The following is an 11,495-nucleotide window of genomic DNA, read 5'->3' on the forward strand; positions in this document are numbered from 1 at the left end:
TGTAGTTTGCTAATTTTCGGTACGGGTTTCCGTGTCGAGCCCTCATGTGTGTTAGTATTACTTGCTTTGCAAGGCTCTAAGTCCTGAGCCCAGTTCAGGTTCATGTCAGCATTTTAGATAGCAATTAGCAATCTATCTAGGAGTCTGACCACTCAGAGCTATTTAGTAAAGGGTTAACGGTAGCGCATTTTGAGTGATGCCCTAGCCTTGTCTGAGATAAAATCTGGATCAATGTAGGGGCGGCACACAGACGCACAACATGTCCACTCAATTATGGAGAAACCGTAGGAAACATCTAGCATGGTCAATCTTGAAACGACACAAGCCGATATTGGTTTTACTCATGAAGACTTTGAAGCTTTATTAGATCAGTACGATTACCATTTCAGTCCTGGTGATATCGTTCCTGGGACAGTTTTTAGCATCGAGCCTAGGGGCGCTTTGATTGATATTGGTGCAAAAACCGCTGCTTATTTGCCCATCCAAGAGATGTCAATCAATCGTGTCGAAGCTGCGGATGAGGTGCTTCAGTCCAATGAGACTCGTGAATTTTTTATCTTGACAGATGAAAATGAAGATGGCCAGCTAACCCTCTCCATTCGACGCATTGAATATATGCGAGCGTGGGAGCGTGTACGTCAGCTACAAAACGAGGACGCTACTGTTCGCTCTGATGTATTTGCCACTAACCGTGGTGGAGCTTTGGTAAGAATTGAAGGGCTGCGCGGATTTATCCCCGGTTCCCACATCAGTACTCGCAAACCTAAGGAAGATCTTGTCGGTGAAGCTCTTCCCCTTAAGTTTCTTGAAGTTGATGAAGAGCGAAACCGTCTTGTATTGAGCCATCGTCGTGCGTTAGTTGAGCGTAAGATGAACGGTCTGCAAGTGGGCGAAGTGGTGATTGGTGCAGTACGCGGTCTCAAGCCCTACGGTGCCTTTATCGATATCGGTGGTGTCAGCGGCCTGTTGCACATTTCTGAAATCTCTCATGATCACATCGATACGCCCAATACGGTGCTCAATGTGAATGATGAGATCAAGGTCATGATTATTGATCTTGACGCTGAGCGTGGCCGCATTTCACTATCCACCAAACAGCTTGAGCCCGAACCCGGTGATATGGTCAAGAACCCTGACATCGTGTTTGAGAAAGCCGAGGAAATGGCTGAGCGCTATCGTCAACAATTGTTGAAAGCGGCTGAAGCTGAAGCCGCTGCCGCTGCTGGCGAAGTTGAAGCTAGCGACGACGACGACGTCTACACCGATGAAGATGCAACGGCAATGGCTGTTGCGGAGTAATTAGCTCTCTTCAGCAGAAAGCCATCTACTTCAGATAGCAAGGCTACTCAGGTAACCTGACACTTGCTTGAGCTAAATGTGGGACGTTACGTCCCACATTTTTTATTGTTTATTTCGTCACAGTTAAGTCCGTGGTCACTGTCTTTTGTAACGGCAAACAGTTTACAAACATCGATGCTGTCTTTTTAGACAAAGACGGTACCCTGGCCAATGTGGCTGCTTACCTTCAGCAGTTGGGCTATAACCAGGCAAAGCTGATGGAACAAAGTTTACCAGGGGCCTATGGGCTTACCCTCAAGGCATTGGGCATAGACTCTACGGGTTTAAGTGCTTCTGGATTATTAGCCGTAGGCAGTCGCCAAGAAACTATTATTGGAACCGCTGCTGCTGCTGCCATGGCAGGATACCCATGGGTAAAGGCATTAGAACTGGCAATTCACAGTCTGACAGTAGCGGATCAGCAATGTTCACCTAAAGCTGCTTACACCCCGCTCCTCCCCGGCGTTTTAGATTTTTTACAGCGGCTACGGCACGTGGGACTAAGCGTGATCATGGTTTCTGCTGACACCCAGAGCAATCTTGAGGATTTTGTTAATCGTTATCAGCTACAGACCTACTTTGACAAGCTCCAGGGTACCAGTAGCCCACATCCTACCAAGGGCGCACCAGATTTTTTGCCCGCCGCGTGTCAAAGCATCGGACTCTCACCTGGGCAGGGAATGGTTATTGGGGATTCCACCAGTGATTTACGCATGGCTCAGTCAACTGGCGGTTTTATTGGTTATTTAGGTGGCTGGCAGCCTACTTTGTCTGAAACTGACATCCTTGATGATGAATGCAGTGGCATAATCTGTGGGTTTGCCACCAACTTTAGTCAGATCACAATGCACTAAATCTTGATTCAGATCGCTAGACTCGTTTTTTATAGCAGTCGCGATCAAAGTCGCACAAAAATAAAATAGAGGTGGCAAGTACCACCTCTAAATTCAACCTTGATTTGCACATCTGCGCATTTAAGTTTCTCCATTCTGTTAGTTAACTCTGGATATCTCAAGTGACACTTGGTCACAGTTTATAGTTGTGTGAGTAATATGAGACCCGCCATGAGAATATCGGACTTCGGGCGATACACTGGTTAGGGAAACTAGTGTCTTCAGAGTTAGCCGATGTCGAAATTTCCGGCCTACCGTCCCAAGCGATTGTCGTTGGGGCCACTCGAAACTGAAATCTTGGATATCCTATGGCAATTGGGAACGACATCAGCAACGGCAATTCATAACCAAATTCTGGAAGATATTGACCGGGATTTGACCTATTCATCGGTGGCTACGGTGCTACGTCGCCTCGAAAAAAAGGGTTGGATTGCTAAGCGGCGGGTGGGCAGGGCTTATCACTGGGAGCCCCTACTTTCAGCCAACAATGCCAAAATTCTGGAATCCCATGAGCGTTTACATCAGTTTTTAGCAGCTAGTAATCCAGATATTGTGGCGGCCTTTGCAGATACCCTTGACCAAGATAGTTTGGACCAGCTAGAAGCCATTACCAAACGTATTCAGGCAGCGCGACGAGCTCGCTCAAACAACCAACAGGGGCAGGAGAAATAGCCATGATGCATGTGAGTTTAATGGGGGGTGCGATCGCAACCGCAATCCTACTCCGGTTGGCCCTCACTGGACGCTGTCTACAAAATGCGCACTGGCTAACGGTTTTATCCCTATTACTGATATCCCCCATCTTGCTACTAACCACTGCGGTGGCCATTATTATCATGGGTCCCCACGGTCATGTAGTCAGCCCCTTGGAAGGCTGGATTAGTTACACAACCGCCTGGTTATTTTTAGTCGTTAGCCTGGGCATCTTGATTTACCTGAGATGGCAAGCCCACAAAAGCATTGTCCACATCCGGCAATATCCTCAGCAAATGGTGCAGGGTACTCCCAGTCGATTAATGGATGAAGACACCGCATTTAGTGCACAAATTGGGCTCTGGTCGTCGGAGTTAGTGATTAGCCAGGGACTCATCGACACCCTTGACAGTGAACATTTAGCGGCAGTGATTGCCCATGAAAAAGCGCATTATCACTACCGCGACACGTTTTGGTTCTTCTGGTTAGGATGGCTGCGACGTATCACCTGTTGGCTGCCTTACACGGATGAACTTTGGCAGGAGTTACTACTCCTACGGGAAATTCGAGCCGATGACTGGGCTACCCACTCGGTTGATCGTTTAACCTTGGCAGAATCCTTGGTACAGGTCATTGCCGCCCCCCTTTCACCGATAACAGTTGCTAACTTTAGCTGTACGGTTCCTAGCAGTCGATTAAGTCGACGGATTGATGCGTTGTTATCAGACCATGATTATGGGTTTCAACCCCAATGGTCCTTCGTCACCTATGGCTGCCTTTCAGGGTTAGTGGTGGGCTTATTGCCCCTCTGCTCCATTCCCTTCCACCACTAGCTTGACCTCTAAAACGGGACATCAGGACCAGGTTCCGCAGATGGTGTAGAGGGAACTTCCGTCGCCTCATCATCCAGGTTAACAATCTGGCCATTAAAGAATTGAGCAAAGCTTTTGACACTGCGGTCCAGTTCGTTTTCTCCTTGCCATTCATTAGCTGCAATAGACGCGTTGCTGGCTGTAGAAGTGGGTGGCGGCGGAGCTGAGGGAGAGGGAGTCGCTGTAACAGATGCTGCCACAGCGGGTTGTGGCGACGCAGGCGTATCAGCAAGTCTAGGAGAAGAAGCGGTGCTAGCGCTATGGGGCGTTGGCTTAGAGAGTGGTGATGGCGTCGAAACCGGTGGTGGCGAAACCGGTGGTGGCGACACTGATGGCACCACAGTTGGTGGCGATGTCGGTACAGCAGCAGGGGCAGCCGCTTGCTCTTCCGCTGCAACTACCATCGTTACTCGGATTTTATAGCCGAAAACTTTTTCAAACGCAATCTCGACATTACTTAATCGATCTTGAGCCATGCGCATCAACGGCTGAGACCGAATACCGACCGTTGCCTCTACACCATCACAGGTCAGTAACTTGGCTTGCTGACGCATCAGAACCTTTGTACCAAAGGGCTGTAGTTGAGTCACAATTTTGGCCCAAATATCATTGATACTGCCCATGGCAGGGGCATCGGCCATCGCAGAAGGTTGTTCAACCGAATTGTTAACAGCAGACGTAGGCTGAGGGATATGAGCGTCAGTAGGAGCAGGCCGAGCATTCACAACCGATGCGCCCTTTGCGGCCTTATCCTCCTGAGGTTTTGGCTGTGGCTCTGGCTCAAAGTGAACCACATTCTTCTGCGGTTCACTTTGAGGTTTAGGTACTGGTGTTGGGGCTACTGTAGTAGCTTTTTCTTCTGGTGTATGCTTCTGAGCAACAATGGGTGGTTCAGCCACAGGCGGGGGTGAACTGATTGCTTTTGGCATAGGCGGTTGAGCCGTGGATTGAGTCACCACTGGTGCAGTCACCACTGGTGTCGCCACATTTACCTGCCCCAACGCTGAGGGCAATAGGCCCATTAGAGTGATTTCTAACCAAAGCCTGGGCTGAGTTGTATTTTTGACTTGTACTTCGGCAGCTCGCAGATGCTGTTGACTCGACAGCAACAATGGCAATGGCAAAGCCTGGGCAAAGTTCACCATCTCTGCCCAAACAGGCGGGGTAATTGCCACTAAATCACGGCGCTCACCAGCGGTTTTTGCAATCAAAAGATCTCGGTAAAAGGCCACCAGGCTTTGCAACACCATCAGAGGTTCACGGCCCCGATCCATTAATTGACGGGCCAAAATCAGAACTTGGGCACCGTCGTCAGCACTCACTGCCTGGACTAGGGCAAGCAAATCACGTTCAGAAACGGCTCCCACCAGATCCCACACCGCTTCAATGGTAATTTCACCATCGAGGAGACCTAGCTGGTCGAGCAAACTTTCGGCATCACGCAATCCCCCTTGGGAAAGCTGCGCCACTAGTTGCAAAGCATCAGGAGCAATGGCAATCGCCTCTTGCTGAGCAATGTAATTTAAGTGCTGAACCATCGCATCTAAGGGAATGCGACGAAAGTCAAACCGTTGACAGCGGGAAATAATCGTGGGTAACACCCGCTGGGGATCAGTGGTGGCTAGTACAAATACAACGTGGGGTGGGGGCTCTTCTAAGGTTTTAAGTAGAGCATTAAACGCCGCTGTACTCAGCATATGCACCTCGTCCAGCACATATAACTTATGACGACACTGCACTGGGGCAAACTGGGCTCGTTCAATCAGCTCACGAATATTATCAACACCCGTATTACTAGCCGCATCGATTTCAACAATGTCTAGGGAGGCACCAACGGTAATTTCACGACAGACCTGACACTGACCGCAGGGGGCAGATGTAGGTACCTCACTACTTAAGCAGTTCAGTGACTTGGCTAAAATACGAGCACTGGAGGTTTTGCCGGTTCCCCTAGGGCCACAAAAAAGATAGGCCGGAGCAATGCGATTTTGCTGAAGGGCATTGGAAAGGGTTGTTGCGATCGCACCCTGCCCAACAAGCTGGGCAAACGTTTGAGGACGATATTTGTGATGCAGCGGTTCGTAGGCCATAGATACTAATGTCCTACATCAAGCAAAGACGCAAACAGATCATGCCTTACCAAATAACAGGCATACCAATTATAAAAGCTTCAGACTCATTCAGCCCATGGCAACGGTGCCTTTAGCACCCCATAAATCTTGCCACCAGAGCAACCAGTTCGGTCGACGCCGTAAACGCTTACAAAGGTGAACTTCATTGCCCTTAGGAGACCAATGAACCTGATCAAAAATTTGATGCAGGATAAACAGACCACGACCACAGTCGCCCAGGCTCTCACCATCTGAACCGTCATCAGGGCAAATACGACAGCCATGGGGTATTTCAAACCCATTCCCCTGGTCCGTGATGATCCACCAATAACAGCCCTGGACCTCAGCATATTGAACAGAAACATGCTTACTTGGGTCCAGACTATTGCCATGCTTTGCGGCATTGACCAAAGCTTCTTGCAAACCTAAACGTAGCTCATCACGCATCTGTGATGGCGCATGCTCCAATAACGTATCAATGACTGGATACAGATATAGAGTCGAGGCAAAACTAAGTTTGTCCCACTTAACTCCATTGGATAATGTCATCGCACTAACCATGCAATCAATCCCCAACACCAAGTCTGCCTATATTGCTGGCAGCCCTAAAATCAACACAAACTTTAGCCTTAAAAATTAAACTTGAACTATCTATACGAAAGTAAAAACAGTTTTTAAATGGATGTAAGCAATCCGTACTACAGGGAATTAATAAGCCTTCTTGCACACATCTAATATATCAGATATGCAATAACTCAAACCGAAAAACAGAAAAAACTATCGAACCAATTGCTACTTTCATGTTTTCTAAGGCTTAGATAAAAATATTTTTTATTTCACTTCCGCTTTAGATTCAGCCTTTAGAACTGAATCATTTTTTTCGACATAAACGATATGTATTAGCTTGCTGTAGTTACTCTTTTCAAGTTCTAAGATGCATACCAGGCAAGCGATTAACCCATAAGCTAAGATTGGCAACATGCGAAAGAACGATGGGGTATGCCATAAACAATAGGACGTTATCTATAGCCCAAAAGCTCAGTCTCAAAAAGTTTCTGGTTAATCTCTGATTAAGGGCTAACCATCAGAAATTCAAGCTAAATTATGTCGCAACCGGAGCACATCAAATTAATACTAAGTAATTTCAACCAGGCATCTGTTCGTAACATTTAACAACCCGTTTTATAGTCCGAACAAATACGGTTGATATTTTTCAATTTTACTTAATTTCTTCTTGAAGGTGCACCAATAAAAATTTACTAGTTTTTAAATATATGGATACGGCTTAAAGCGACTCACAACGATGCGTCAGTCGCTCAAAAACTAAGGAAAATAATAGTTAGCAGTCGCAACGATTTCCGAGCTATCTTCAGCTAGGCTTATCATCGTAGGACGCACAGTCTCGGCTTATGGCAAATAATATTTAGCAGCCTCAGCAACGATTTCCGAGCTGTCTTCAGCTAGGCTCATCATCGCAGGACGCACAGTCTCGGCTTGAGGGCTATCTAAAAAATGACTGAGTGCTTGGGCAACACGATGGCGAACTTGCCAATCATCACTGCCTACAAAATCTAACAGCAGCGGCACTGCACGAGGGTCTTTGAGCTCACCAAGGGCCCCAATAGCAGTCAACGCAATCAAATTGGTTTCTGACTTCAGTGCCTGCTGTAACAGGTCAAAAGCACGAGCCACACCCAGTTCTCCCAAACAAGCAACAATGCTCATTTGCACAATCCATTCCGATGTATTGTTGTAGGCGGTCGCCAAATCATCATAGGCTTCCACCAAATGTAAGGCCCCAAGAGCATCTGCCGCTGCTGCTTGCACATCCGCTTCTGGATCGTGGAATAGTGCTCCTCGTAATATCGTAAGCGCAGTGTCTCTATCTTGGCTCCCTAAGGAAGAAAATTGACTGATGGCGGCATAGCGGACCCGTGAGCTGCTGTCACTCACGACAGCTTGAATGAGCTCAAACGCAACTGCCGGATCAATATTCCGCAGTAAATTGACCGCTCGCAACCGCTGACCTAAATCTTCAGATGCTAGCTGTTGTTTTATTTGATCTGGCGAGATGCCCATAGGTTAAAAATGCATGTGAAATACGTACATGCATTTTAGGTGTATTGCTGAGCCAGTTCACGCACAATGTCACCACGGGTCAGAATGCCAATAACGTGTCTGTCATCATCAACAACCACTAATCGACGAATTTGTTTGTCATGCATGAGCTGAGCAGCCCGCTGCAAGTCGTCATCAGCCTGCACCACGGTCACCTTACGAGACATCACATCAGCAACAGTCTGCCCTAAAGCCTTATGCAATTCTTGACTGTAGCGAGCGGGATTAGTCAGATACACAATGCTATCCAGCAACATGACATAGGCGGGCAACGACGCACCACTCACCTGCCACATCAAATCAGTTTCAGAAATCTCCCCAACAGCTTCTCCAGTAGCATCAACCACAGGCAAGCCACTAATCCGATGGGTAGCCAGCAGCTGAATTGCATCCTTGAGGGACATCTCTGGTGTAGCCGTCAAAGGAGGCGCTGTCATCATCTCACCAACGGTCTTAGTTGCCGTTGTCGTCAAGACTGTCTTGCTGGCCATAGAGCACTATATCAAAGACTACTTATATATTCCATTGTAGAAACGGTTTCCGGGGAAAGCACGACTGATTCAAAGGACGTTACATAGAGATATATATTCGCAACAAAATAATTAATCAGGCTTTAATTAGAATAGATATTGACAATTTATGGTAAAGATTTTTCTGTGAATGGATATCAACTTATGCTGAGAAATGTTGGCTAGAAGAGTAGTTAGGGGTCAGAATCCAGTACTGCACTGACTTCTGACCCCTGACTACTCTCTTTGGGAGAACGTTCTGCCTTAAGTTGGTGCCCCTGGACATTGTTTGTTCAGCATTGTGTGTACAAGCAAAACAAAATTGTTCCTTAAAAATTGTCAACATCGTCCATAACCTGCCCTAACGCTATGGCTTGCTGATTGGCTGTGGCAATTTACGTTGTTTATGTTTAACCACACAATTAAATCTGCCGCTAAGTCCATGGCAATGCCATGGTAGAAGTTACCCAAATCGTTTCTCAAGCATCTCTTTCCCCAGAAGACTCCCCCACGTTGCATCAACCATACAAGTTGGGTGCTTTATGGAATATGAGCTTTGGCTTCCTTGGCATCCAGTTTGGCTGGGGCTTGCAAATGGCCAACGGTAGCGCCATTTTTGAATCCCTGGGCGCAACCCCTCATCAGCTCCCCCTACTGTGGCTGGCTGCGCCCATGAGTGGTCTGTTGATACAGCCTGTGATTGGCTATTGGAGCGATCGCACCCATACACCGCTCGGGCGACGGCGACCCTACTTTTTAGGGGGCGCTCTCCTAAGTTCGATCGCGCTGATTCTGCTGCCCAATGCATCGAGCCTATGGATAGCGGCAGGGCTGCTTTGGCTGCTAGATGCATCCGCTAACGTCAGCATGACCCCATTTCGCTCATTTGTGGCGGACTTGGTGCCCACAGAGCAGCAAACCCAGGGGTTTATTGTACAAAGTCTGCTCTGTGGCCTTGGGGCAGTACTGGCATCAGCCATGCCGTGGTTGATAGCCCACCTGAATAACGACCCCTTCAGTGAGTTAGATACTGCCGTCATGGCAGGCCATATTCCGCTGTCGATTAAGTTGTCCTTTTATTTAGGGGCAGCGGTGTTTTTGGGGACCGTGGTGTGGACTGTACTTACAACACCAGAGGCAAACGATATTAAGCCATCCTCGGCTTCTGAAGACGGTATGGTCAAACAAATTTGGGATGCGATCGCAACCATGCCGCCCACAATGCGACATCTGGCTTGGGTGCAATGCTTTAGCTGGCTAGGGGTATTTTGCATGTTCCTTTATTTGCCCCCAGCCATCGCCCATCATATTTTTGGTGCTGTGCCAGGTACACCACTTTATGCCAAAAGTGTTGAATGGTCAGGCATTTGTTTAGCAGTCGACAATCTGGTGTGTTGTGTTGCCGCTCTAGGTATTTATAGTGTTGTTGCGAGGTTAGGAGAACGCCACACCCACAGTCTTAGTCTGCTGTGTGGTGCTATTGGATTAATCTCCATTAACTGGATTCATCAGCCAGAATTCTTATTATTGCCGATGATTGGCGTAGGCATTGCCATCGCCAGCATGCATTCACTACCCTATGCGCTACTAACTAAATCCATTCCACCGGAAAAAAATTGCCTCTACATGGGCATTTTCAACTGCTTTATTGTGCTCCCCGAGATTGTTGCCTCTTTAGGGCTGGGTTGGGTGATGACCTGTTTCGGTTGCGATCGGATTAGTATTGTCGTCCTTGGCGGTTTCTCAATGGCCATTGCAGCCATTTTGGCGCAATGGATTCCCCATCAGCAGGAAAACCTTATGCCATAAGTTCCATGGCATAAATCTTAGGGTGGGCATAGCCCACCCTAAGATTTATGGGTAATTATTCTCACGTTGTTGTTTTTAATTTTTCAAGAAAGCGACTAGTTGCTCTAACTTGTCCCAAGCTGCACCGCTGGCAATAATCTCTTTTGCTTTGATAACACCTTGAGCGCAGGCAGCTTCAAAGGTATCGCCTGTAACCACCTCCCCCACTTGCAAAGCCAGAGAGGCATTTAGGGCCACAGCTTCCTGCTGAGCCTGGGTGCCTTTCCCCTGAAGTACATTACGCAGGATGGTCATATTTTCTTCTAGCTCGCCACCCCGCAGAGCAGCAATATCAGCATGGGCTAACCCCAAACGTTTTGGATCGATCACCTGAGGAGTCACCTGACCATTGGCTAAGACAGCCACATCCGTTGCATCCCCCAATCCAGCTTCATCCAAACCCTCGCGACCATGGAGCACCATGGCTTGCCCCATACCTAACTGGTTCAACGCTTCGGCCATGGTAGAAATGACCGCTGGGTCGAATACACCAATGACCTGTCCCGTAGGCCGCAAAGGGTTAACCAATGGCCCCAGCAAGTTAAAAACCGTGCGAATTTTTAACGTACCGCGAAGGGGCGCAACGGCCTTCATTGCTGGGTGCCAACCACGGGCAAACAGGAATGTCACCCCCACTTCCTTAACCGCTGCTTTAGCTTTTTCAGGGGATGTACTAAGGTCTACACCTAAACCTTCCAGCACATCAGCCGAGCCCACCTTGCTAGATGCTGAGCGATTACCATGCTTTACCACTGGGATACCGGCAGCAGCGGCCACAAACGTCACGGCGGTGGAAATATTAAATGTAGAGGCACCATCTCCACCAGTGCCACAAGTATCGATGCGGGGTGTGGGCAACGAATCATCGGCCTCCATACCACCCAGGGACTGCCCTTGTAAGACATGGGCCATGCCCGCTAGTTCATTGGCTGAGAAGCCCTTGGATTGTAAGGCCGCCAGAATCGCTCCGGACATGATCGGATCAATCGATTCCGTCAACCATCCTTGCATCAGTGATTCAGCTTGATCGACTGAGAGGGAGTGCTTATCAATGAGCTGCTGTAACAGGCTGGACCAGTTAGTTGTCATTGCGGTAGGGCGTTTAAGACTTCA

The 11,495-nt window shown here is 48.1% G+C and carries 10 protein-coding genes; 5 read left to right on the plus strand and 5 right to left on the minus strand.

All coding sequences use genetic code 11. The features are described from left to right. The first annotated feature begins 300 nt into the window (after positions 1-300). The 4 genes from SPB21_RS21320 (at position 301) to SPB21_RS21335 (ending at position 3,757) form a co-directional block, all read left to right on the plus strand. Positions 301-1,299 (plus strand): 30S ribosomal protein S1, encoded by a 999-nt coding sequence (locus SPB21_RS21320; RefSeq protein WP_163662857.1) that lies wholly within the window; start codon positions 301-303, stop codon positions 1,297-1,299. Between the two features lie 131 nt (positions 1,300-1,430). Next, entirely contained in the window at positions 1,431-2,192 is a 762-nt protein-coding gene (locus SPB21_RS21325; RefSeq protein WP_163662860.1) for an HAD-IA family hydrolase, read from the plus strand. Positions 2,193-2,465: 273 nt separating this feature from the next. Continuing rightward, complete coding sequence (locus SPB21_RS21330; RefSeq protein WP_006516457.1) at positions 2,466-2,903, plus strand: BlaI/MecI/CopY family transcriptional regulator; 438 nt, start codon at positions 2,466-2,468, stop codon at positions 2,901-2,903. A gap of 2 nt (positions 2,904-2,905) precedes the next feature. Continuing rightward, on the plus strand, positions 2,906-3,757 hold the full coding sequence (locus SPB21_RS21335; protein ID WP_163662865.1) for a M56 family metallopeptidase: 852 nt from the start codon (positions 2,906-2,908) through the stop codon (positions 3,755-3,757). An 8-nt stretch (positions 3,758-3,765) separates the two neighbouring features. Here the strand turns inward: SPB21_RS21335 and SPB21_RS21340 are convergent, their stop codons facing one another. The 4 genes from SPB21_RS21340 to SPB21_RS21355 all read right to left on the minus strand — a co-directional run bounded on the left by SPB21_RS21340 (position 3,766) and on the right by SPB21_RS21355 (position 8,516). Further along, entirely contained in the window at positions 3,766-5,886 is a 2,121-nt protein-coding gene (locus tag SPB21_RS21340; protein WP_499867656.1) for a DNA polymerase III subunit gamma/tau, read from the minus strand. A gap of 90 nt (positions 5,887-5,976) precedes the next feature. Then, positions 5,977-6,456 carry an ATP-binding protein gene (locus SPB21_RS21345; RefSeq protein WP_250564886.1) on the minus strand — a complete coding sequence of 160 codons (480 nt, stop codon included), beginning with the start codon at positions 6,454-6,456 and terminating at the stop codon, positions 5,977-5,979. Positions 6,457-7,314: 858 nt separating this feature from the next. Then, a complete protein-coding gene (gene nblB, locus SPB21_RS21350; RefSeq protein ID WP_163662873.1) occupies positions 7,315-7,986 on the minus strand; it encodes a phycobilisome degradation protein NblB in 672 nt (223 codons plus the stop codon). 35 nt (positions 7,987-8,021) lie between these two features. Continuing rightward, positions 8,022-8,516: a CBS domain-containing protein gene (locus SPB21_RS21355; protein WP_006516462.1), complete on the minus strand. Its 495-nt coding sequence runs from the start codon at positions 8,514-8,516 to the stop codon at positions 8,022-8,024. 471 nt (positions 8,517-8,987) lie between these two features. Here SPB21_RS21355 and SPB21_RS21360 point away from each other — a divergent pair, with 471 nt between their 5' ends. After that, complete coding sequence (locus tag SPB21_RS21360) at positions 8,988-10,343, plus strand: MFS transporter (RefSeq protein WP_499867657.1); 1,356 nt, start codon at positions 8,988-8,990, stop codon at positions 10,341-10,343. 75 nt (positions 10,344-10,418) lie between these two features. Here the strand turns inward: SPB21_RS21360 and trpD are convergent, their stop codons facing one another. Beyond that, entirely contained in the window at positions 10,419-11,471 is a 1,053-nt protein-coding gene (gene trpD, locus SPB21_RS21365) for an anthranilate phosphoribosyltransferase (protein WP_499867658.1), read from the minus strand. Positions 11,472-11,495 lie beyond the last annotated feature (24 nt).

The organism is Leptothoe sp. ISB3NOV94-8A (genome assembly GCF_043421595.1).
GTDB lineage: Bacteria > Cyanobacteriota > Cyanobacteriia > Phormidesmidales > Phormidesmidaceae > Leptothoe > Leptothoe turfae.